Raw genomic sequence first — 22,622 nt, 5'->3', positions numbered from 1 at the left:
GCAGGCAATCATTGTTTACACAGGAGTTGCTCCAGTTCGTTCAACGACGTCACGGTCCAGGTCGGCTCGATGCCTTCAGGCTTCACGCGGCCATGCGCATTGAGCCAGACGGTCGACAGACCAGCCTTCATGCCGCCCAGAATATCTGACTCTGCCGTATCCCCCACCATCAGGACACGATCGCGGTCGGGATTGCCAGCCTGCGCCAGCGCGTAGTCGAAAATTCGCGGATCCGGCTTCGGCACGCCAACCTCTTCCGAGATCACCAGCGCGTCAAAATGATCGCGCAGGCCGGTGCGCTCAAGGCGGATCTGCTGCAGGGCGGTAAAACCGTTGGTGATGATCCCCAGTTTCACCTTACCTTTCAACGCATTCAGCAGGGAAACCGCGCCCGGCAGGGGCGCACAAATATCGGCCATGGCGTTGAGGAAAGCCTCGTTCAGCGTTCCCGGACTGACCTTTAAGCGTTCCGCCCAGACGTCAAAGCGCTGGTGCTGAAGCTGTAACGCAGTGATGGCACCGTTCTGGTAATCCACCCACAGCGGTTTGTTGACCGCCTGATAGTCCTGAAAATCTTCAGCGGTGAAGGTTACGCTATAGTCGAGAAACATCCGCTGCAGGCCGCCGAACGAGTCGAACGTAAACAGCGTTTCGTCGGCATCAAAGAAAATCCAGTCCCATTTCATCGTTACAACCTTATTTTTTATTATCCAATCGGCAGAGCCATTATGATGGCGTCTTCACGTCCCTCTGCGGTGGGGTAGTAGTTACGGCGGATTGTCGCCTCGTTAAAGCCTAAGCTTTCATAGAGCGCGATGGCGGCGACATTCGACGCGCGCACCTCCAGCCACAGGGTGAAAACGTCACGGGTTTCGAGCTCACGGATGAGATGCTCAAGCAGTTCTCTTCCCAGCCCGCGGCGCTGAAACGCGGGATCAACCGCGATATTAAACAGCGTCGCTTCATCAAGAACAACCTGCGTGATCGCGAAAGCGGCCATGGTGCCGTCAACGTCCAGGCGGTAGTTCAGATACCGTTCGCCCTGATTGCTGGCGAAGGTTTTTTCGCTCCACGGAAACGCGTGGGCGCGTGTTTCAATCGCGAACGCGGTGGACAGGTCAGGCGTCGTGAGGGAAGAAATCGTGTTCATATTCGCAGATTTGTTGCCATAGCGCGCTGCGCGCTTTTGGGTTGGCTTTCAGTTCGTCCAGCGCTGGCGAGCAGATCTGGCTCCCCTGAAGAGAGATCTCATTTGCCTCTCCGATACGCCAGCTGTTACAGCGGCTATCAGGAGGCAGCATCGCGACACGCTCTGGCGTCAGCGGTAAAACCTGGTCGGCCGTCAGCTTCAGGCTGCGAAGGACATCATCGATCAGGGGGTCATTCAGGGCAGGCAGTTCTTCCGCCACCATCACCAGGCGAACGTGCGCCGGTATGGAGATGGCGATTTCGCCCTGCAACGCCGTCGGGCGACGCAAAGCCCACTGGGTAATGCCCAGCTGCTGCAACTGCCAGTCTCGTCGGGATGTCATAGGGAAAACTCCTGTCTCTCAGGCGCGCAAATATAGCAAATGTGTCGAAAGTGCGCCATCTACCTACTATAATCCCCGCCTGAGTTTATTGAGGAACAATTCATGTCTGCATTTACCCCGGCAAGTGAAGTCTTGCTGCGTCACAGTGATGATTTCGAAGAAAGCCGTATTCTGTTTGCCGGAGATATGCAGGATGACCTGCCCGCGCGTTTCGACTGTGCTGAAAGCCGTGCCCACACCCAATACTACCACCACTGGCAGGTGCTGAGCCGCCAGATGGGCGAGCGCGCGCGCTTTAGCCTGGTGGCAGAGCAGAGCGATATCGCCGACTGCGATACGCTGATCTACTACTGGCCGAAGAATAAACCGGAAGCCCAGTTCCAGCTGATGAACCTGCTCTCCCTGCTACCGGTCGGCTGCGATATTTTCGTGGTCGGTGAAAACCGCAGCGGCGTGCGTAGCGCGGAACAGCTGCTGGAAGGCTACGCGCCGCTGAATAAAGTCGACAGCGCTCGCCGCTGTGGTCTGTACCATGGCCGTCTGGAAAAACAGACAACGTTTGATGCGCAGGCATACTGGGACGAGTACCAGCTTGAGGGCCTGACCATCAAAACCCTGCCGGGCGTGTTCAGCCGTGACGCGCTGGATACGGGCAGCAAGCTGCTGCTTTCCACCCTGACGCCGCACACCAAAGGCAAAGTGCTGGACGTGGGCTGCGGCGCGGGCGTGCTCTCTACCGTGCTCGCCAGCCATTCGCCAAAAGTGCGCTTAACCCTGTGTGACGTGAGCGCCCCGGCGGTTGAAGCCAGCCGCGCAACGCTTGCCGCAAACGGCATTGAAGGCGAAGTCATTGCCAGCAACGTCTTCTCCGACATCACCGGTCGCTTCGACATGATCATCTCTAACCCGCCGTTCCACGACGGTATGGAGACCAGCCTGGAAGCGGCACAAGCGCTGATCCGTGGCGCAGTTCGTCACCTCAACAGCGGCGGTGAGCTGCGTATCGTCGCGAACGCCTTCCTGGCATACCCGAAAGTGCTGGATGAAACTTTTGGCTTCCACGAAGTTATCGCCCAGACCGGCCGCTTTAAGGTCTACCGCACCGTGATGACGCGTCAGGCCAAAAAGTAATCGCCTCCCCTGTAGGCCGGATAAGCGAAAGCGCCATCCGGCTATACACGGCGCGTCCATCGGCCATTTTTGCATCAATCAAGGCATCACGCGCACTTTTCTGTTGACGTAAAGCTGAAAACATCTAGAATGCGCCTCCGTGGTTACGATACTTTTACAGTATCGATGGTATGCGAAGGTGGCGGAATTGGTAGACGCGCTAGCTTCAGGTGTTAGTGTCCTTACGGATGTGGGGGTTCGAGTCCCCCCCCTCGCACCATAAATCACGATGATATTGCTCGCACTGGGCGAAGGTGGCGGAATTGGTAGACGCGCTAGCTTCAGGTGTTAGTGTCCTTACGGATGTGGGGGTTCGAGTCCCCCCCTCGCACCAACGAGGCGATATCAATATAGCAATAAAGAGTAAGATGACTGTGCGAAGGTGGCGGAATTGGTAGACGCGCTAGCTTCAGGTGTTAGTGTCCTTACGGATGTGGGGGTTCGAGTCCCCCCCTCGCACCAATTATCTTACAACCCCCTCTGAATTTCTTCTTTTTCCCTGTTATTTCAAACTCATCAGTATCACCAGAATTCCGCTGACCAGCGCGACACAGGATGGCAGTAAAACAAAGTGACGTAGCTGCTTATGCCAGATCATGCCTGACGTGGCTAACAGTCCTGACGCGATGATGGCTTTCCAGGTATCGAGAGAGAGATCGGCAAACGTCAAACCGCCGAGAATGGTTCCCGGTAGCAGTACCCCCCAACCACTGCCCAGCGCTCTGTTCAACATGATTTCCCCTCTTTCAACGATAATGATAACCAATATCATATAACAAAAATTATCATTTGCCAGCTGAATGAATCAAAATCCATCGACCTTTACCTTTCCCGTAATGACAGGAATTGTCTAAGGTGATAAATTGCGCACCTGTTAACAACGTCTAAAGATTTTCTGATAATTACTCTTTGAGTTTTTTGCATATTTTATTGCGAAATAACACCTATTTATCTGTTTTAATTAAATTTTAATAAAAACACGCGACTATGACATCACAATCCTGGCGGTCTTTGGTTCACAGAAAATATCAATTATCGTTACGTTTATTTTTATTTCTGAACGCAACCTCGGCAGTGTTCTCGGTAACAAATCCGCTCAATTCTGTACGCCTGTTTTCTGCCCCTCTGATTGCTATTTTCGCCATCAGTACTGGCCTGTTCGTCTGGCACTGGAGAAAGCGCGCGCGGAAGATAAATATTCCTGTCGTTTCAGCGATCTTCGGTATTTTATGGGCCTGGCAAATTGTCTCCAAATTCGCCTTAATTACTCAGGACCATGCGACGTATTTGCTAATTGCTCTTTTAACGGTACTTTTTATCGGCACGCTGGCGTTCGCCAGTAATATCAAAGCGTTTACGCTGCATTCATTGCCCACCTTTATTGTCTGCCTGTGGTTAAGCGATCACGATATATGGCTGCGAATGACCTATTCTTTCGCACTTCCTGTGGTGGCAATTGCTATTCATAACATTTTGCAAAGACGCAACGACCGTTTCGCTCAGGAGCTGCTCTCTCGCCTTCTGGAAGAACGAGAAACCCTTACCGACCTCAGCATGATGGACCCGCTTACCGGGCTCTATAATCGTCGCGGTCTGCAAAGCCGTCTGGAGAATCTGCCCACGGTAGAAAATGGCGAACACTTTGTCCTGCTGATGGATATCGACCACTTCAAAGCCTATAACGACCATTACGGCCATATGATGGGCGACCAGGCGCTGAAGCGCGTCTCTGCGGCAATCCGTGACGCCGTACGTTCTCGCGATATTGTGGCGCGTTTTGGTGGGGAAGAGTTTATGGTGCTGCTGACCAACATTTCACTCGAACACGCTCGCCAGACGGCCGAGCGGATCCGTCAGAAAGTGTATGATTTGAAAATCCCGCATCTGTTTAACGAAAGCGTCGCGACAAACGTCACTATTAGCATTGGCATCGCCATTTTTGAGGATGAAGACGTGGAAGGCGCGCTGGAAAAAGCGGACAAAGCCCTCTATGAAGCAAAGCATATGGGACGCAATAACATTCTGTTAAGCGAAGAGATTCAGACGGCATAAACCTACCGACGAGGTCACCAGGACAAAAGTCTTGCCATTGGTATGAGCAATAGTTAGGATTGGCAATCATTATCATTTAGATTTCTATCTATACTATGGCCACGCATACCGCACACATCGTCGAACCTCTCCTCTGGCGAGCGCCGCTCACCAGCGGGAATGCTTCGCTTGCAGATGCGATACGGGAAAAGATTGCGGAAACGCGTGCCCACCTGCTGGACTTTATCCGGCTTGATGAAGCGCCCCCGTCCCACGCGATGACGCTCTCAGAGTGGCGCCAACCGTCTAAGCTGCAATCACTGCTGGCCACCTATTCCGACCATATCTATCGCAACCAGCCTACCCTTACGCGGGAAAATAAACCCCTGCTCTCCCTCTGGGCGCAGTGGTATATCGGGCTGATGGTGCCTCCGCTCATGCTGGCGCTGTTAACACAGAAGAGCATGCTTGAACTCTCGCCGGATAATTTCCACGTCGAGTTTCACGAAACCGGACGTGCGGCCTGTTTCTGGATTGATCTCCACGAAGACCACAGCGCTGAACGCCTCACTGCTCAGGAACGTATGGAGCGGCTCATCACGCAGGCCCTGATCCCGGTGGTGGAAGCGCTGGAAGCGACGGGAGAGATTATTGGGAAGCTTATCTGGAGCAATACGGGCTATTTAATCCACTGGTATTTAACGGAAATGAAGCCGCTTCTCGGTGATGAGAACGTTGAGGCCCTGCGTCAGTCCTGTTTCTTTGCAAAGCAGCTTTCCGATGGCCGTGACAACCCGCTATTCCGCACCGTCGTGCTCCGTGATGGGCTTCTGGTTCGCCGCACCTGCTGCCAGCGCTATCGCCTGCCGGACGTTAAGCAGTGTGGGGATTGCACGCTGAAGTAGAGCAGTGATTTGCCCGGTGGCGCTTCGCTTACCGGGCCGACAAACACTAAAAACGGCAACCTGCGTTGCCGTTTTGCTTTTACCTAGGCCACCTGCTGATTGTCCTCTTCCGCGCTACGCTGCGCTTCTTCCGCTTCCTGCTCCAGCAGCTGCTTCTCATACACTTTGAAGAACGGGAAGTAGATGATCGCCGATACGCAGGCCAGAACCACAACCAGAATCGCCGCGCGGAAATCCCAGCCCAGGGCCCACGCTGCGCCTATCGGCGCCGGTGCCGTCCAGGGAACCACGGAGATGACGCGGCCGATCAAATCAAAGGTCATCGCCGCCCACGCCAGCACGGCGTTAACCATCGGTGCCAGCAGGAACGGGATAAAGAACACCGGGTTCATCACGATTGGCGTACCGAAAATGACCGGCTCGTTGATGTTAAAGAAGCTGGGTACCACGCTCAAACGCCCGATAGAGCGTAAATGCGCTGAACGGCTGCGCAGATAGCAAATCACCAATCCCATCGTGGCGCCCGAGCCGCCAATCACGATAAAGAACGTCCAGAACGCTTCCATAAAAATATGCGGCAAAGGCTGACCGGCGGCCAGCGCGGTCTGGTTTGCGCCAAGGTTCGTCAGCCAGAACATCTGCAGCATCCCGGAGACGATAGCGGCACCGTGGATCCCGGCGAACCAGAGCAGATGACCAATCAACACGGCCAGCAGGATCGCAGGCAGGGAATCTGCCGCGGAAACCAGAGGTTTAAAGACCGACATAATGGCCTGCGGGATCAGCATGCCAAACTGAGACTGAATCACCAGGCTCAGAGGATAAAGGGTCACCACCACCACCAGCACCGGGATCAGCAGATCAAAAGAGTTTTTGATCATCGGCGGGACCTGGTCCGGCAGACGAATGCCGATGTTATGCGCTTTGAGGAAACGCATCATCTCAACGCAATAAATCGCCACCAGAATCGCGGTAAAAATGCCCGTTCCCCCCAGGCTGTCGACAGGGAGCGTGCCTTTGGTTTTCGGTGCCGCGACCAGCAGAAACGCCATCAGCGACAGCATGGCGCACATAAAGGGGTCCAGCTGATGAGATTTGACGTAGTGTTTGCCAAGGTTATAGGCAATGGCGGCACAGATATAAATGGACATGATGCCCATCGTCATATCAAACGGCGTCAGGATTTGGCCTTCAAACTGCTTCGCCATATCCAGCCAGGCGCGGGCGAAACCCCAGGTGGTATCAGGCGAAAAAGGTGGGTAAGCAAAGACTAACAAAAACGAACCCACAATCATAAACGGCATCGCGGAGATGAACCCGTCACGAATCGCCATAACGTGACGCTGGGAAGAGATCCGCCCGGCTATCGGGCTGACGTAATTTTCGACGAAACGGAATATCAGATTAAACGCAGCATGGTTGGCAGACATGGCAGATCTCCTGTCAGACGTTTGTTACGGGCACATACGCGCCGCACGTTGTTCCATACATCAGCTTCACAACCTTGCTGGCTTGCCAACCAGCGGTACTGCTCAGACGAAATGGTTTCATATTTGGCTCTTATTATTGGATACAGGGGTCGTTACGTACTCAGTATTAATCTACGCTCTCCGCTCTGCAACCGGTTACTGTAACCGGTTTCTTTGATTGTGAAGAGGATCCAGAAATCAGCCGTTTGGGGTATTTGTTACTTAAGAGATATTTACAGAGCATAAATTCTTATGACAGATTACGCAGGATATTTGTCAGGAGGAAACAATGAGTTTGCAGTCTGTACAGCAGTTTTTTGCCGACAACGCGCCGGATATAGACGTTATTGAGCTTAGTCAAAGTACTGCTACCGTTGCGTTGGCTGCTGCCGCCCATCGTGTCGAGCCGGGACAAATCGCCAAGACCCTTTCACTCAAGGTTAAAAATGAGGTGATCCTGGTGGTGGCGAAAGGCGACGCGCGTCTGGATAACAAAAAGCTCAAAGACACGTTCGGTGCGAAAGCGCGCATGCTCAGCAGTGATGAAGTGGTGACCATTACCGGTCATCCCGTTGGCGGTGTATGCCCGTTCGGACTGGAAAACCCGCTCGCGGTATATTGCGATATCTCTTTGAAGCAGTACGCCGAAGTGCTGCCCGCCGCAGGCGCAATTCACAGCGCTGTGCGCATTTCACCTGACAGAATGGCAGAACTGACTTCCGCAAAATGGGTGGATGTCTGTATCTGATTGACGCGCCAGAGTGTATCTGGCGCGCAAAAGACGGGTTATAAAAATGTGGGCGTGAGGAGAGCCAAACATTGCGGCTCTCTTGCAGGAAGATGCGTAATAATATCCGCCGCATCGAGCAACCCTACGTCTGAATTCACGCCCAGTTTCACCATCGCATTAAACTTATGTGCCCGAATGGTCTTAATATTCCGTTCAAGCTGTGCCGCGATTTCAGGGATGGAATACCCGCAGGACATATAACGCAATATTGCCCGCTCTGTGGGGCTTAGCATCCTGTTCTGACTCCGGTACCAGTGATTCAGCATATTGTCATTGATGCGCAGCGTTTCGCTCAGCAACTCCACGAGTTCCTTCTGCAGATGCTCAAGCGTCACCGATTTACTGACTACTCCGTGCAGGCGCGATGGCGAAAGATGGCTAATTAACCGTGCTTCCATCTCGTCAGAAACCAAAATGATGCGCTGGATATGACCGTGCGTAAACGCCAGATCCCGCAGGTGCGCCAGGCAGTTACGGCGCTCCTCTCGCGCATCGGAAAGGGAGTAGATCAGCGAGAAAAAATTAACGTGATGAAGTGCATTCTTAAAACTGTCAAATTCACTAAACAGGTGTAGCTGATAATGGCTCAGGCCGGGCATCGCAAAAAGATGCTGTAGCCCGACGGCACTCATCGCGCAATTTTCGATGATGGCGATATGTCTTGTTGAATCGGTTTTTTCCATTCCTCGAACTCTCCATAGGCTGATAGCAAACTCAGCTCTCTCATTCCCTGTGTACTGTTGATCCAGGCATACATATCCGCATTACTTCGTAATGACAGCCGTCGCATCGCACTGTTTTTCTGCGCACTGATGGTTTTATTGCTCTTCTTGAGCAATGTGGCGATTTGGTTAATCCCCCATCCTTTCCCTAACAGACGCAGGACCTTACGTTCGGAGTGCGTGAGCGCGATAACGTGTTCATTTTCATTCTCCGTACTCTGAGGTTCCGGAGTTAATAACGTCTGGCTAATCCGCTCTGCCCGCTCGCTACCGGCCCGAATAGCGTTAACCACGCCTTCAATAGGCTCCATGTCAGAAAGCAACGTGCTTTCCGGGCGCATAAGTAACTCAACCGCAATAGGGTAAAGCGGCCGCGAGACTAAAAAGATCCAGTGAATATCCCGGTATTGATTCAATAAACCGTAATACTCTTCAAGCGCACCCCGAGGGTTTCTGTATTCGCCTGAAATATCGGCAATAATGACGTCCGCGCGGCGCAACTGGAGCAGCGTTAATTCCTGCAATGAGCGGCAATAGCTCAATTCAAATTCGGGGAAATGACGTGCCATCAGGCCCCCTAACCCGTTTTGCATCACGGGCATCCGGCTAATGACAACGCCATGCTTACCATGCAATGACAACATAGACCCTCCGTGTCCATTTTTCATTTGATGAGTAACGTTAAAACGCATCAACGTATGAGTATTTTCGTCCCTGAGTGTAAGACTGGTTAATACAAGCAGAAGATGAGATGTATGCTTAGTTTAAGAAATGCCTAAACAGCAGTAATATCTCACAAAGCGAAACAAAAATTAATTGTGGAGACATTAAAATAACGACAATATAAAATTAGAATAACTAAATACAAATATTTTATATTTTGGTATTTATAATTCACGGTATTGATAAATTAATCCCTTCCCCCTTCCACGACACGGACCGCAACTGTTTGCACAAACCTTGATCTGGCCCACAGCAAGAGGGACTGCACTCTGTGCTAAAAGTACCCACTATGGGTTAACAGATAGCTATCCATCTTTTTCCAGGACAATACATGCAGGCAGAGCGGTCAACGCAGCGTGCTATCACGCGGCTATGTATTCAGTGCGGTCTTTTTCTGCTCCAGCACGGCGCGGAAAGCGCGCTGGTTGAGGAGCTTTCCACCCGGCTGGGGCTGGCGCTAGGGATGGACAGCGTCGAAAGCGCAATCTCATCCAACGCCATTGTGCTGACCACAATCAAGGACGGTCAGTGCCTGACCTCCACGCGCAAAAACCATGACCGCGGCATCAACATGCACGTCGTGACCGAAGTGCAGCACATTGTCATCCTTGCAGAACATAAGCTTCTCGATCTCAGTGACATTGAAAAACGATTCAACCAGATCAAGCCATTACGTTATCCGCGCTGGCTCGTCGTGGTGATGGTAGGGCTCTCGTGCGCCTGCTTTTGTAAGCTCAACAAAGGCGGCTGGGATGGTGCAATCATCACCTTTTTCGCCAGCAGTATCGCCATGTATGTTCGCCAGCTGCTGACGCATCGGCAGCTGCATCCGCAAATTAACTTCTGCATTACCGCGTTTGTCGCCACCACGGTTTCCGGTCTGCTGCTGCGCCTGCCGCAGTTTGCCAACACGCCGACCGTTGCCATGGCCGCCAGCGTGCTTCTGCTGGTCCCGGGCTTTCCGTTGATCAACGCCGTCGCCGACATGTTTAAAGGGCACATCAATACCGGCCTGGCTCGCTGGGCTATCGCCAGCCTGCTGACGCTGGCGACCTGCATCGGCGTGGTCATGGCCATGACACTTTGGGGGTTACGCGGATGGGCGTGATCGATTTTCTGCTGGCGCTTGCTCAGGACATGCTTCTGGCCGCCATTCCTGCCGTCGGCTTCGCGATGGTATTTAACGTACCGCAACGCGCGCTGCCGTGGTGTGCGCTGCTGGGCGCGATTGGCCATGGCTCGCGAATGGTGATGATGACGGCGGGTTTTAACATCGAATGGTCAACATTTATGGCATCCATGCTGGTCGGCAGTATCGGCATCCAGTGGTCGCGCTGGTATCTGGCGCATCCCAAAGTATTCACCGTTGCGGCCGTGATCCCCATGTTTCCGGGGATATCGGCCTATACCGCGATGATTTCCGCGGTGAAAATCAGCCATTTCGGCTATACCGAGCCTCAGATGATCCTTCTTCTCAGCAACTTTCTTAAGGCGTCATCCATCGTCGGCGCGCTCTCCATCGGGCTGTCGATCCCCGGCCTGTGGCTGTACCGTAAACGCCCACGCGTTTGATATTTGTGTTATTTCGCTGCCGTGGAGATAATCCGTCTGGTCCGTTTGGTGAAAATAAGGAAAGGATGTGGCTAACCCTGGCAGCGAACACCCCGAGCACAGTGAAGAATCCAGCCTGAAAGAGAAAATCTTTCAGAGCGCCATCGCGCTTTTTGCCGAGTATGGATTGAACGGTGCACGGATGGAGCAGATCGCAGAGAAAGCGGGCACCACCAAACGCATGGTGGTTTACCATTTCAAGAATAAAGAGAACCTCTATCTACTCGTACTTGAACATGTTTACACCCAGATTCGCGCCAGCGAAAAAGCGCTAAGCCTGACGGGAATGCCCCCGGTCGAAGCGCTGGTCAATCTGGTTGAAGCCACCTTTGACTATCATGCCGACCACCCTGACTACATCCGGATTATCTGCATGGAAAACATGCAGCGCGGCCGCTTTATGCAGCAGTCGAGCTATCTCCGCCAGGTCAACCGCAGCGCGCTCGATCTGCTGGAGGAGATCCTGCGCCGGGGGAAAGAAAAACAGCTTTTCAGTGAGACGGTTGACGCCCGCGATCTTCATCGTCTGATAAGCAGCTTCAGCTTTCACTACGTTGCCAACAGCTACACCTTTACGCTGCTGTTTGAAGAAGGCGCAGACGAGCAGGCGCAGCGCCAGCACTACCGTAAAATGGCCGTTCAGGTGGCGCTCCGTTACACCTGCCCATAAAATTGCTTGCAATTAAATCGCACACTATCTATATTCATCTCATGAACGCGAAAACGAACGATGCAACCGCTGCGCTCAAGCTGGATAACCAGCTCTGCTTTGCCCTCTATTCGGCAAACCTGGCGCTTAACAAGCTGTACCGGCAGCTGCTGGCACCGCTGAACCTGACCTATCCACAATATCTGGTGATGCTGGTGCTGTGGGAGCAGGATGATATGACGGTGTCGGACATCGGTGAACGGCTGTTCCTTGACTCTGCGACCCTGACGCCGCTGTTGAAACGTCTGGAAAGCGCCGGGCTCATCAACCGCCACCGTTCGCGCAAAGACGAGCGTCAGGTCGCCGTCACCCTGAGTGAAGCGGGACGTGAACTCCAGCAGCAGGCATTGGGTATCCCCCATGCGGTGGGTTGCGCAGCGCAGTGTGATACAGACACCTTGCTGGCGCTCAAACAGCAGCTCGAACTTTTGCGACAACAGCTACACCGCGCGTAACGCTATACTTTACGCGTCATTATTTACCTATATATATCGCACGCTATTTAATAGCACGAATTAAAACAAAATGAGGAACCTGCCATGTCTTTAGAAAAAGTTGTTTATACCGCCAAAGCAAAAGCCACCGGTGGCCGTGACGGCCGTGCCACCTCCTCCGATGGCGTACTGGACGTCAAACTGGGTGTGCCAAAAGAGATGGGCGGCATGGGGGGAGACGTGACCAACCCTGAGCAGCTGTTTGCCGCGGGCTACTCTGCCTGCTTCCTGGGCGCGATGAAGTTCGTGGCCGCACGCGACAAATTTACCCTGCCAAAAGATGCCTTTATTGAAGGCGAAGTGGGTATTGGCCCGCTGCCTACCGGTTTTGGTATCGAAGCAAAACTGAACATCCATGTTGAAGGTATGGATCCTGCGGAAGCTAAAAAGCTGGTCGATGCGGCACACATTGTGTGCCCGTACTCTAACGCGACCCGCGGCAACATCGACGTCACGCTGAACATCATTGCGTGATAACTGCCTGATGGCGCTGCGCTTATTCGGCCTACGACTGTAGCCCCGGTAAGCGCAGCGCCACCGGGGAAATCCCCTCCTTTCCTTTCCCCTCTCTGTGCTACCATAAGCCCCTATCACGCCCGTAGTCATCAGTAGAGTAAGCGTTATGTCCTCCAGAATTCTGACCACCAGCATTGCTGGTATTGATGCCTTTATGCGCGACCCACGCGGTGTGTTGACCCACGCCGAAGGCGGCACGGTTGCGGTTTTTGCCGACAACGCGCCGGCGTTTTACGCAATCACACCGGAACGTCTGGCACAGCTTCTGGAGATCGAAGCGCAATTGGCACGCCCGGCAAGCGATGTCACGCTGGATACCCAGTTCTTTGATGAACCGGTTAACGTTCCCGTGACCGTTCCGATGGGTAAATTTGCCCTCTATGCGGGCTGGCAGCCGGATGCAGATTTTCAGCGGCAGGCCGCGCTGTGGGGCATTGCGTTAACCCAACCCGCCACAGCGGAAGAGCTTGCCGCGTTTACCGCCTGGTGGCAGGCGGAGGGTAAAGTGTTCACCCATATTCAGTGGCAGCAAAAGCTCGCGCGTCATCTTCAGATTACCCGCGCCGGCAACAACGGCCAGCCAAAACGTGATATCAATGCCTTTTCAGAACCGGATAAACAGATCCCCCGCGGATTCCGAGGTGCGAAATGAAGAACGTCGGCGACCTGATGAAACGTTTGCAAAAAATGATGCCTGCCAACGTGAAGCCTGCTTTCACCACCGGTGAAGAGCTGCTGGCGTGGCAAAAAGAGCAAGGCAAGATCCGCGCCGCCGCGCTCGCCCGCGAAAATCGGGCGATGAAAATGCAGCGCACCTTTAACCGTTCCGGTATTCGTCCCCTGCACCAGAACTGCTCGTTCGATAACTATAAAATTGAGACCACCGGGCAGATGAACGCGCTCGCTGCCGCGCGGCAGTACGTGGATGAGTTCGACGGCAATATCGCCAGCTTCATCTTTAGCGGCAAGCCCGGCACCGGCAAAAACCACCTTGCTGCCGCCATCTGCAACGAGCTGCTTCTGCGCGGTAAATCGGTCCTCATCATCACCGTGGCCGATATCATGTCCGCGATGAAAGACACCTTCAGCAACCGTGAAACCAGCGAAGAACAGCTGCTTAACGATCTGAGTAACGTCGACCTGCTGGTCATCGATGAGATTGGCGTTCAGACGGAATCCCGCTATGAAAAAGTCATCATCAACCAGATTGTCGATCGCCGCTCCTCGTCCAAACGCCCCACCGGCATGCTGACAAACCACAACATCGACGAGATGACCCGCTTGCTGGGGGAACGCGTCATGGACCGCATGAAGCTGGGTAACAGCCTCTATGTCATCTTCGACTGGGACAGTTACCGCAGCCGCGTCACCGGGAAAGAGTATTAAGACAGTTCCAGGAATCGCCGACAGGTCGCAGGTATATACTGGAACCCCTTCGGCCCAAAACGGACCTTTTTGAGAGAGCCATGATGAAAAAACAGATTCTAATCAGCACCTTTTTAGGCGCGCTGCTGGTAACCGGCGCAGCGCAGGCGGCGTCCTGGCAGGAATCCCTGTCAAGCGCAGCAAATGAGCTGACCAAAGAGAGCAGCAGCACGCAGGGCGGACTCTCCGCCTCTTCCCTCACCAGCCTGCTGGGCAACAGTTCCCAGAGCCTGAGCGCGGGGACGATGAACAACGCGGCGGGGATTCTGGAATATTGCGCGAAGCAAAAGCTGGCCTCCGTGACCGACGCGCAAAATGTAAAAAACCAGGTGCTGGGTAAACTGGGTCTGGATACTCAGGAGCAAAAAGCGGACACCAACTACATGGACGGCATTCAGGGCCTGCTTAACGCGCAGAACGGTCAGCAGCTTAACCTGAGCACCCTCGGCAACTCTTCTCTGGCCAAACAGGTGAAAACCAAAGCCTGCGATCTGGTGCTGAAACAAGGCGTTAATTTCATCTCCTGATCCACCCCATTTTCTGCCACAACACGCCGCGTTTAGTGCGATAGTCTTGCAGCGCGGCGCTAAATGAGCGTTTTTCCTGCCTGCCACCGTCTCAGCGTCCGTTTGTCAGGATGTGCACATCTTCATAAAAACGATTTTCTAAACCAAATCCTAACAACAGCACACTTTCGTGACACTAAAATTGCAGCTTAACGACATCGCAATTACATTGTATCACCCAAAAAATAAACAGTTAGCCAGCGAAGCACCTGGCGTCATGAGGATATGCTGTTGTCAGAATTCATGTCTCTTATCCTTTTTCTGGCTTCTGTCGGCGTTTACGCCTGGAAAGCCGGCCGTCACACCTGGTGGTTTATCGCCACGCTGGTGGTGCTCGGCATTTTTATTATTTTAAACATTACCTTATACGCCAGCGATTACTTTACCGGTGACGGTATTAACGATGCGGTGCTCTACACTCTGACGAACAGCCTGACGGGCGCAGGTGTGGGTAAGTACATACTTCCGGGGCTCGGCCTTATCGTCGCGCTGGTGATGATTTTTGGCGCGCTGGCCTGGGTGCTGCGTCGCCGTCGCCATCATCCACACCATCATGGCTACAGCCTGCTGGCGTTATTCCTGGCGCTGGCCTCCGTCGACGCCAGCCCGGCGTTCCATCAGATCACCGAGCTGGTGAAATCCCAGTCGCGCGACGGCGATCCGGATTTCGCGGCTTACTACAAAGAGCCGTCGAAAACGATCGCCAACCCGACGCTCAATCTGGTCTATATCTACGGTGAAAGCCTGGAGCGCACCTACTTTGATAACGATGCCTTCCCGGACCTGACGCCAGATTTGGGCGCGCTGAAAAATGAAGGTCTCGATTTCAGCCACACCATGCAGCTGCCCGGCACGGATTATACGATTGCCGGGATGGTTGCCTCCCAGTGCGGTATCCCGCTGTTCGCGCCTTTTGAAGGTAACGCCTCAGCCTCCATGTCGACCTTCTTCCCGCAGAATATTTGCCTCGGCGATATCCTGAAAAACTCCGGCTACGAAAACTATTTTATGCAGGGAGCAAACCTGCGTTTCGCCGGAAAAGATGTGTTCCTGAAATCCCACGGTTTTGACCACCTGTACGGCTCAGAAGAGTTAAAAACGACGGTTGCCGATCCGAGCTACCGCAACGACTGGGGCTTCTATGACGATACGGTACTCGACGAAACCTGGAAGAAATTCGAGGAGCTGTCCCGCGCGGGCAAGCGTTTCTCTCTCTTTGCACTGACGGTGGACACCCACCATCCGGACGGGTTTGTCTCGCGCACCTGTAAGCGCAAAAGCTATGAGATTGATGGCAAAAACAACAAATCATTCAGCGCCGTCACCTGCAGTCAGGAGCACATCGCCGCACTGGTCGAGAAAATCAAAGCCTCGCCCTGGTTTAAAAACACCGTCATTGTCGTCTCATCTGACCATCTGGCGATGAAAAACAGCGCGTGGGATCAGCTCAACAAGCAGGATCGCAGCAACCTGTTCTTCGTCCTGCGCGGCGACCAGCCGCAGCAGGAGGAGATCGCCACCAAACGCAACTCCATGGATAACGGCGCCACCGTGCTGGACATTCTGGGCGGCGACAACTTTATTGGCCTGGGCCGCAGCACGCTGTCGGGGCAATCCCTGTCGGAAGTGTTCCTCAACATGAAGGAAAAAATTCTCGCCTGGAAGCCAGACATCATCCGCCTGTGGAACTTCCCGAAAGAGATGAAGGACTTCACCGTCGATCGGGATAAAAACACCATTGCCTTCTCGGGTAGCAACTTCCGTCTGCCGCTGCTGCTGCGCGTATCGGAAGGACGCGTTGAGCCGTTGCCGGAAAGCGAGTATTCCGCGCCGCTGCGCTACCAGCTGGCCGATTTTGCGCCACGCGATAACTTCGTCTGGGTCGACCGGTGCTACAAAATGGGCCAGCTCTGGTCGCAGCCGCTGGCTCTCTCGACCGACTGGTGCGTCTCGCAGGGCCAGCTTGGCGGAGAGCAAACCGTGCAGCACGTGGATAAGGCGCAGTGGAAGGGCAAAACCGCCTTTAAAGATACGGTGATAGATACCGCGCGCTATCAGCGTAACGTCGACATGCTGAAAATCGTCGACAACGATATTCGCTACAAAGCGGACAGCTTTATCTTTAACGTGGCCGGCGCGCCGGAGGAAGTGAAACAGTTTAGCGGCATCTCGCGGCCGGAGTCCTGGGGACGCTGGTCCAACGCGCAGCTGGGCAATGAGGTGAAAATTGAGTACACCCATCCCCTGCCTGAACAATTTGATCTGGTGATCACCGCCAGGGCTTATGGGCCTAATGCTAACAAGCCCGTACCCGTGCGCGTGGGCGATCGGGAGCAGACGTTAACGCTTGGAAACGACGTGAGCACACAAACGCTGCATTTTGAGAACCCTTCGCGCAGCAATACCCTGGTGATTGTACCGCCGGACCCGCAGTCGACGAATGAGGGAAATATTCTTGGGCATTCGCCGCGCGAGATCGGAATTGGCATGGTCGAAATCAAAATCATCAGCAAAGCGGGTTAATGCGCGTCGCGCCCGGCGTTCTGCCGGGCGCTTATGAAAATAAATAATCCTTTATAAATCTTATAAAACAGATAAAAACACTTTATATGAGCCATTTTTATCTATAAGTATCCTGCCAAAAACCAAATCCATAAAATGTGCAGCTCCTGAAATCACCACGGAGCGTTACGCACTTTTATCATGCTAACCGGCTATAAGTTCGAATCCATCCGGGCACTGCGCAGTGAAAATGTGATTGCCTGGGAGGTATTGTCCACGGCAAAGCCCCACGTCAATCTTGAAGATTACTTTGGCTCGATGACCGCGAGGCAGCGTAAAGCGCACTTCTTTGCGCAGCTTCGTCACGCCATGTTTTGCAAGGATGGCGACAAGTATTACCTCAATGCGACATCGGATTTACTGCTGGACACGGACTTCCTCGACAGGCTCAAAGAAGAAACCCCCTGCCCGGAGAGACTTGCTATCGAGGTCACCGATCTCCATTCGATGATACAACTCGACGATACGCAAAGCCGGGCGCTGCGGAAATGCATCGCAACGCTCCATCAGTGGGGGATAGAAGTGTGGGCAGACGATGTTTGCGAAGACCTTCTTCCCGAACTTCTGACCAGCCAGATCCGCTTCTGCGGCATCAAAATTGACAAACATACCTTCTGGAACGGACGGACCGAGCAGGCGAAGTTTCTGCATCTCACCCGCCAGTGCAAGCGCGTCGCCAGCAAGGTGCTGATCGAAGGCATTGAAACCGCGGGTGATTTCGCACTGGCCCGCGCCAGCGCGGCCGATTACGGCCAGGGCTATCTGTGGGGCAGAAAATGACCCCTCTCATTCCGAATGCTGGCGATATGGTCATCGTTCTGCGCGGCAATGCCTGTTTATGGCCTTGCCCCACTTGTTGCTGCCACAACCTGGCGGCATTCCATCAAAAACGCTGCCTGCTGGACGCTCAGTCATTCGCTTTGTAATTGCACTGTTACTCACGTCAGGAAATAAGATCATGAAAATTATTCCCACCGTTGTATGTTGTTCCGTTCTCCTGCTTCCTGCTGCTGCGATCGCCGCAGACAGCACCGCAAGCGCGACGATGCACGTATCACTTGAGGTCGTGAAGTCGTGCACCCTCAAAGCCAACGACCTCAACTTCTCGCGTCACGGCTCCGATGAGTCGAGCGAAATCCAGGCCAAAACGCAGGTCGATATCGTCTGTACCAACGGCACGCCGTTCACTCTGACCGCCACCAGCAACGACGGCGAAAATGGAACCTTCTGGCTGAAGCCGGAAAACGGCGACACGGGCGCGCAGAAGATTGCGTGGAAGCTCTTTGCTGACGAAGGCAAACAGACGCAAATCACCGGCACGAATGGCCTGGACGATACCGGCAACGGTGCGGAACAGGAAGAAACGCTGTATGGCGTGATTGACGCCGGGGCGCTGACAACCGCCCAGGCAGGTACCTACAGCGACGATATCACGTTAAAACTGGAGTACTGATCGTGCGTCGCTATCTTTCCTGCTTCATTCTGTGGCTCATGATGCTGGCGCTGCTGTCACGCTACGCGCTGGCCGCCACGCTTCAGGTGGCCCCGGTAACGCTCGATCTGCAGAGCGACCAGCGGGCAGCGGCGGTCTATCTCACTAACAGTGGGAAAGCGGCCATCCATGCGCAGATTCGGGTGTACGAATGGACGCAAAAAAACGGTAAAGATGTGCTGGTGGCCACCGGGGAGGTGGTCAGCAGCCCGGCGATGACATCACTGGCGCCGGGCCAGCAGCAGCTGGTGCGTATTATCGTCATGCAGCCCGGCATCCGTGCACAGGAGCAAAGTTACCGGCTGGTTATCGACGAACTGCCGGACGCCACGTCCCGTGCCGCCAATCCCACCGCGGTGCACTTCCTGCTGCGCTACTCGATTCCGGTGTTTATTGCCGGTAACCAGAGCGCGCCCGTCAGCCACGATGCCCTGAGCTGTGAGCAGTCTGAAATACCGGCCACCCTTCGCTGCTTTAATGCCGGAAACCGCCACATCCGTCTGAGCCACCTTGAGGCCCTGACGGCCGATGGGCAGGTTGTAGGGTCGATTAAAGGCCTGGCGGGCTATGTGCTCCCGGGACAAACCGCCCTTTTGCCGCTTAAACACGCTTCACGTCACGCGCTCAGCACGCTGCGCGTCTATCTCAATGATGACCACCATGCCAGCCAGATACCCCTGCGCCCGCTCGCTTCTCGCGCTCCTGTTTTGGCTACCGCTCATGCTGTCAGCCCGGACTGAACCCGCCGACACCGTACAATGGCTGGCCATTACCGTGAACCACGCCCCGCGAGGCGAGCTCTGGGCCTGCCGGGTGGTGGATAATGCGTTATGGATAAGCCGCAGCGACATGAAAAAGCTGGGGCTTCACGCCCCGGACGATCGCGCCGAATGGGTTGAGCTGACGTCCCTGCCGGGCCTGAAGGTTAATCTCGACGTGCTGTCCCAGCAGGTGTCGATTACCGCTGAGGCAGAGGCGCTCGAGGGCCAGCAGCATCTCACCGCCTCAAAGCCCGCGCCGATGTATCGCTACCCTGATGCGCAACCCGTCAGCGCCTATACGCTCGGATACGCGCTCTACGCCAGCGATGCGCAGGGGAAGCGCCAGCTCAACGCCCAGACCATGCTGACCGCATCCGAAGGATTACCCGGAACGTTCAGCAGCAGTTTCTCAAGCCATGCCGGGGAGGAAAACAGCGCCGGTCGACCGACCCACACGCGTCTCGAAACCCGCTGGCAGTGGGACAACACCGACTCGCTGACCACGCTGGCGCTGGGCGACAGCATCACCACCGGCACCCGCTGGAGCCGACAGGTGCGCTTTGGCGGGCTGCACTGGGCACGTAATTTTGAGCTCAATCCGCAACTCAATACTGAACCGCGCAGCCGCTACAGCGACACGGCCGTACTGCCTTCCACGGTCGATTTGTATATCGACGGCCTTAAGCAGAGCAGCCAGCGCGTCACGCCGGGTGACTTTCTGCTGGATACCCTGCCCTCCTTCACCGGAAGCGGGCAGGCGGAGGTGGTCATTACCGATATCAACGGCCAGCGTCGCACCGTACAGCTCGATCTCTACGGCGCGCCGGGCATGCTGGCGGAAGGGCTCAGCAGCGGTTCGCTGGACATCGGCTGGATGCGGGAAAACTACGCCCTGCACTCCGACGACTATGCCGCCTCGCCGCTGCTGGACGCGGGCTGGCGCTATGGGGTGAATAATCACCTGACGCTGGCGCTGCATACGGAGCAGCAGCGCAGGCTGCACAACGTGGGCACGGGCGCTGACTGGCTGGTCTCTCCCGCCGTAGGGGTGGTTAGCCAGCACGTTGCCGTGAGCGACAGCCCTTACGGTCAGGGCGTTCAGTGGGGCCTCGGCTGGCAGTGGAACGGCAGAGGAACGGGCATTTCTGCCAGCACCGTCCGCACCGAGGCGGATTTCGCCGACAACGCCCACATGAGCGGTGCCGCCCCCGTCAGACGCAGCGACAGCGTTTGGGTAAGCCAGTCCGTCCCCCACTTCGGCACCGTGGGCGCGGGCTGGGTACAGCAGAACATTCAGGGCAGCACGCAGCGCTACCTCAATGCCTCCTGGTCGGTGTCGCTGCCGGCACACATCTCCACCACGCTGAGCTATACCCGCTCGTTTACGGATGCGTCGAGTCAGGTTCAGCTACTGCTTTCCGTCCCATTGGGTCGCGAGGACACGCTCTCCGTTCAGGCCAGCCGGGATAAACCACGCATGGATTACCGCCACCAGCCGGACGATGAGGCCGGCGGCTGGTCATGGGAGCTGGGCCAGGGCTTTGGCGAACGACGTGAAAGATATGCAGACGCAGGCTATCTGGGCCGCGCGGGCGAATGGCACGTTGGGCTGCAGCAAGGTGCCAGCCAGCGCAACCAGTACGCCTCAGCCGAAGGGAGCCTGACGCTGCTGGACGGCAGCCTGCACGCGCTGCGCTACATCCAGCAGGGCATGGCGCTGGTCTCCACGCACGGCATTGGACACGTACCGGTGATGCTGGAAAACCGCCCGGCCGGTGAAACGGATGAGGACGGTTATCTCCTGCTGACCGACCTGCCGCGCTACCACAACAGCAAAGTCAGCATTAACCCGCTCGATCTGCCCGCCGATGTGATCGCCCCCGTCACCGACATGCATGCCAGGCCGGGCAACAACAGCGCGGTCAAAGTCGATTTTAACGTCCATCACGCCGTCACGGTTCAGGCCCGGCTGGTCGACAGCCGCCGCAGGCCGCTCCCGCTGGGCAGCGTCGTGTCAACGCCGCAGGGTGCCACCATCGTGGGCCGCGATGGCTTTATCTGGCTTGAAGATCCGCCCCTGCCGGGTGAACTGGTGGTGAAGACCGGTGAGGGAGAGTGCCGGGTCGCGCTTCCGGCGCCCCGTACCGCGTCATCTATACAGAATATGGGAGAACAACTGTGTCATTAAGAGCGCCGTTATTATTGCTGCTCGTCCTGTCCGTAAAGGCGATGGCGGCAGCCTGCTGGATAACCTCCATGCCCGCCATTAACTTTGGCAACGTCGTGGCGGGCAATACCACCTCCGTCAACACCGAGGTCAAGTTTAGCTGCCAGGCCGACAACGAGGGCAGGACGGAATATCTCAACGTCTGCCTGAGCAGCGTAGACGCCCCGCCCTTTGAGATGATCTCGCCGGGGGACCAGGAGGGAAAACAGTACACCCTCCTCTTCCGCCTGCTGAACGGCGCAGCACGCTCTCAGGAGCTGGGGCCTGCCAGCAGCGGGAACCTGATTCAGCAGACTCTGGCCGCGCAAAGCAATGCCAACGTCAGCGGTACCTTTCCGCTTATCGCTACCATTCCGGCAGGGCAAAGCCAGCTTCCGGCCTACCACTATTACAACTACAACATGAATCTGCGCATCGCCTGGCACAGCGCCCTGCGTCAGGATGCCCTGCAAAACTGCTCGGACGGTTCCGCAGAGGGGGAGCAGGTGCAGGGCGGCACCAGCGCGCAGGCCGAAATCAGCCAGGGATGCTACATCGAGCGCGTGACGCCCCTTAACTTCGGCACCCTGACCAGCACCGCGACCCTGCGTCCGACGCGTTCCACCGCCACCCTGACCACGCGCTGCCCGGCCGGAACCGCATTCACCCTTGCCATGGGCAAAGGCAACCATGCCAGCGGTAATCAGCGGCAGCTCTGCAACAACGAGGGCCAGTGCCTGCGCTACGGGCTCTGGCAGGATGAGGCGGCCACGCAACGCTGGGGAGATCAAAGCAGCGGCGATGCGCTGCAGGTCACCAATCCCGCTGGCGGCACCCAGAACTACACCGTTTACGGCGAGGTCCCGGCACAGCCGCTAACCGGTACCGGGGAATTTATTGATGACGTGATTATCACGCTGACTTATTAAATCACCCAA

The 22,622-nt window shown here is 55.3% G+C and carries 25 protein-coding genes and 3 tRNA genes; 21 read left to right on the top strand and 7 right to left on the bottom strand.

All coding sequences use genetic code 11. The features are described from left to right. Positions 1-8: 8 nt before the first annotated feature. The 3 genes from yjjG to BFV67_RS03005 are packed head-to-tail and all read right to left on the bottom strand — an operon-like array spanning position 9 to position 1,532. Positions 9-686 carry a pyrimidine 5'-nucleotidase gene (gene yjjG, locus BFV67_RS03015; RefSeq protein WP_008502077.1) on the bottom strand — a complete coding sequence of 226 codons (678 nt, stop codon included), beginning with the start codon at positions 684-686 and terminating at the stop codon, positions 9-11. Between the two features lie 20 nt (positions 687-706). Then, positions 707-1,150, bottom strand: coding sequence for a ribosomal protein S18-alanine N-acetyltransferase (gene rimI / locus BFV67_RS03010; protein WP_008502078.1), 444 nt, complete (start codon positions 1,148-1,150; stop codon positions 707-709). Continuing rightward, entirely contained in the window at positions 1,119-1,532 is a 414-nt protein-coding gene (locus tag BFV67_RS03005) for a DNA polymerase III subunit psi (RefSeq protein WP_045907736.1), read from the bottom strand. The genes rimI and BFV67_RS03005 overlap by 32 nt, the downstream gene beginning before the upstream one ends. A gap of 102 nt (positions 1,533-1,634) precedes the next feature. Here BFV67_RS03005 and rsmC point away from each other — a divergent pair, with 102 nt between their 5' ends. From rsmC to BFV67_RS02985, 4 genes are all read left to right on the top strand, one after another. Continuing rightward, positions 1,635-2,663: a 16S rRNA (guanine(1207)-N(2))-methyltransferase RsmC gene (rsmC, locus tag BFV67_RS03000; protein ID WP_069597853.1), complete on the top strand. Its 1,029-nt coding sequence runs from the start codon at positions 1,635-1,637 to the stop codon at positions 2,661-2,663. Between the two features lie 172 nt (positions 2,664-2,835). After that, positions 2,836-2,922, top strand: a tRNA-Leu gene (locus BFV67_RS02995). A gap of 28 nt (positions 2,923-2,950) precedes the next feature. Next, positions 2,951-3,036: transfer RNA gene (locus BFV67_RS02990), tRNA-Leu, on the top strand. Positions 3,037-3,078: 42 nt separating this feature from the next. Continuing rightward, positions 3,079-3,164: transfer RNA gene (locus BFV67_RS02985), tRNA-Leu, on the top strand. Positions 3,165-3,204: 40 nt separating this feature from the next. Here BFV67_RS02985 and BFV67_RS02980 read toward each other — a convergent pair. Continuing rightward, on the bottom strand, positions 3,205-3,474 hold the full coding sequence (locus BFV67_RS02980; RefSeq protein WP_072207143.1) for a DUF1435 domain-containing protein: 270 nt from the start codon (positions 3,472-3,474) through the stop codon (positions 3,205-3,207). 215 nt (positions 3,475-3,689) lie between these two features. On the opposite strand from BFV67_RS02980, the gene BFV67_RS02975 reads away from it, so the two are divergent. Together BFV67_RS02975 and fhuF are read left to right on the top strand one after the other, a co-directional pair. Beyond that, complete coding sequence (locus BFV67_RS02975; protein WP_023293335.1) at positions 3,690-4,754, top strand: GGDEF domain-containing protein; 1,065 nt, start codon at positions 3,690-3,692, stop codon at positions 4,752-4,754. Positions 4,755-4,849: 95 nt separating this feature from the next. Then, entirely contained in the window at positions 4,850-5,638 is a 789-nt protein-coding gene (fhuF, locus tag BFV67_RS02970) for a siderophore-iron reductase FhuF (RefSeq protein WP_069597852.1), read from the top strand. An 83-nt stretch (positions 5,639-5,721) separates the two neighbouring features. Here fhuF and BFV67_RS02965 read toward each other — a convergent pair whose 3' ends face one another. Beyond that, a complete protein-coding gene (locus BFV67_RS02965; RefSeq protein ID WP_008502084.1) occupies positions 5,722-7,068 on the bottom strand; it encodes a PTS cellobiose transporter subunit IIC in 1,347 nt (448 codons plus the stop codon). A 328-nt stretch (positions 7,069-7,396) separates the two neighbouring features. Here BFV67_RS02965 and BFV67_RS02960 point away from each other — a divergent pair, with 328 nt between their 5' ends. Continuing rightward, positions 7,397-7,855 carry a YbaK/EbsC family protein gene (locus tag BFV67_RS02960; protein WP_008502085.1) on the top strand — a complete coding sequence of 153 codons (459 nt, stop codon included), beginning with the start codon at positions 7,397-7,399 and terminating at the stop codon, positions 7,853-7,855. A gap of 38 nt (positions 7,856-7,893) precedes the next feature. Here the strand turns inward: BFV67_RS02960 and bglJ are convergent, their stop codons facing one another. Both bglJ and BFV67_RS02950 read right to left on the bottom strand, forming a co-directional pair. Further along, the gene (bglJ, locus tag BFV67_RS02955; protein WP_032622978.1) at positions 7,894-8,529 is read right to left on the bottom strand and encodes a DNA-binding transcriptional activator BglJ; all 636 of its coding nucleotides are present in this window, start codon (positions 8,527-8,529) and stop codon (positions 7,894-7,896) included. Beyond that, positions 8,526-9,263, bottom strand: a complete 738-nt coding sequence (locus tag BFV67_RS02950) for a helix-turn-helix transcriptional regulator (protein ID WP_008502087.1) — start codon at positions 9,261-9,263, stop codon at positions 8,526-8,528. Before BFV67_RS02950 ends, bglJ begins: the two co-directional genes overlap by 4 nt. A gap of 410 nt (positions 9,264-9,673) precedes the next feature. Here BFV67_RS02950 and BFV67_RS02945 point away from each other — a divergent pair, with 410 nt between their 5' ends. The 14 genes from BFV67_RS02945 (at position 9,674) to BFV67_RS02880 (ending at position 22,613) form a co-directional block, all read left to right on the top strand. After that, a complete protein-coding gene (locus tag BFV67_RS02945; protein ID WP_021240591.1) occupies positions 9,674-10,450 on the top strand; it encodes a threonine/serine exporter family protein in 777 nt (258 codons plus the stop codon). After that, positions 10,441-10,914 carry a threonine/serine exporter gene (locus BFV67_RS02940; RefSeq protein WP_020885295.1) on the top strand — a complete coding sequence of 158 codons (474 nt, stop codon included), beginning with the start codon at positions 10,441-10,443 and terminating at the stop codon, positions 10,912-10,914. The genes BFV67_RS02945 and BFV67_RS02940 overlap by 10 nt, the downstream gene beginning before the upstream one ends. Positions 10,915-10,981: 67 nt before the next feature. Continuing rightward, positions 10,982-11,623: a TetR/AcrR family transcriptional regulator gene (locus BFV67_RS02935; protein ID WP_008502090.1), complete on the top strand. Its 642-nt coding sequence runs from the start codon at positions 10,982-10,984 to the stop codon at positions 11,621-11,623. A 41-nt stretch (positions 11,624-11,664) separates the two neighbouring features. Beyond that, positions 11,665-12,117: a MarR family winged helix-turn-helix transcriptional regulator gene (locus BFV67_RS02930; RefSeq protein WP_023293337.1), complete on the top strand. Its 453-nt coding sequence runs from the start codon at positions 11,665-11,667 to the stop codon at positions 12,115-12,117. An 84-nt stretch (positions 12,118-12,201) separates the two neighbouring features. Continuing rightward, entirely contained in the window at positions 12,202-12,630 is a 429-nt protein-coding gene (locus tag BFV67_RS02925; protein WP_008502092.1) for an organic hydroperoxide resistance protein, read from the top strand. 148 nt (positions 12,631-12,778) lie between these two features. Beyond that, entirely contained in the window at positions 12,779-13,324 is a 546-nt protein-coding gene (gene dnaT, locus BFV67_RS02920; protein ID WP_069597851.1) for a primosomal protein DnaT, read from the top strand. Then, positions 13,321-14,058, top strand: coding sequence for a DNA replication protein DnaC (gene dnaC, locus BFV67_RS02915; protein WP_008502094.1), 738 nt, complete (start codon positions 13,321-13,323; stop codon positions 14,056-14,058). The genes dnaT and dnaC overlap by 4 nt, the downstream gene beginning before the upstream one ends. Positions 14,059-14,141: 83 nt before the next feature. Further along, a complete protein-coding gene (locus tag BFV67_RS02910; protein ID WP_021240596.1) occupies positions 14,142-14,624 on the top strand; it encodes a YjjA family protein in 483 nt (160 codons plus the stop codon). 270 nt (positions 14,625-14,894) lie between these two features. Next, a complete protein-coding gene (gene opgB / locus BFV67_RS02905) occupies positions 14,895-17,186 on the top strand; it encodes a phosphatidylglycerol--membrane-oligosaccharide glycerophosphotransferase (RefSeq protein ID WP_045409234.1) in 2,292 nt (763 codons plus the stop codon). Positions 17,187-17,366: 180 nt separating this feature from the next. Beyond that, positions 17,367-18,005: an EAL domain-containing protein gene (locus tag BFV67_RS02900; RefSeq protein ID WP_049121601.1), complete on the top strand. Its 639-nt coding sequence runs from the start codon at positions 17,367-17,369 to the stop codon at positions 18,003-18,005. A gap of 178 nt (positions 18,006-18,183) precedes the next feature. Next, positions 18,184-18,678 (top strand): Csu type fimbrial protein, encoded by a 495-nt coding sequence (locus BFV67_RS02895; RefSeq protein ID WP_023293340.1) that lies wholly within the window; start codon positions 18,184-18,186, stop codon positions 18,676-18,678. A gap of 2 nt (positions 18,679-18,680) precedes the next feature. Continuing rightward, positions 18,681-19,457, top strand: coding sequence for a fimbrial biogenesis chaperone (locus tag BFV67_RS02890; RefSeq protein ID WP_045371563.1), 777 nt, complete (start codon positions 18,681-18,683; stop codon positions 19,455-19,457). Further along, a complete protein-coding gene (locus BFV67_RS02885) occupies positions 19,438-21,666 on the top strand; it encodes a fimbria/pilus outer membrane usher protein (RefSeq protein ID WP_069597850.1) in 2,229 nt (742 codons plus the stop codon). Before BFV67_RS02890 ends, BFV67_RS02885 begins: the two co-directional genes overlap by 20 nt. Then, the gene (locus BFV67_RS02880; RefSeq protein WP_025912122.1) at positions 21,657-22,613 is read left to right on the top strand and encodes a Csu type fimbrial protein; all 957 of its coding nucleotides are present in this window, start codon (positions 21,657-21,659) and stop codon (positions 22,611-22,613) included. The genes BFV67_RS02885 and BFV67_RS02880 overlap by 10 nt, the downstream gene beginning before the upstream one ends. Positions 22,614-22,622: the final 9 nt, after the last annotated feature.

The organism is Enterobacter roggenkampii, from assembly GCF_001729805.1.
Taxonomy (GTDB): Bacteria; Pseudomonadota; Gammaproteobacteria; order Enterobacterales; family Enterobacteriaceae; genus Enterobacter; species Enterobacter roggenkampii.
The sequence above is the reverse complement of the archived record's forward strand: the minus strand, read 5'-3'. Positions and strand labels throughout refer to the sequence as shown.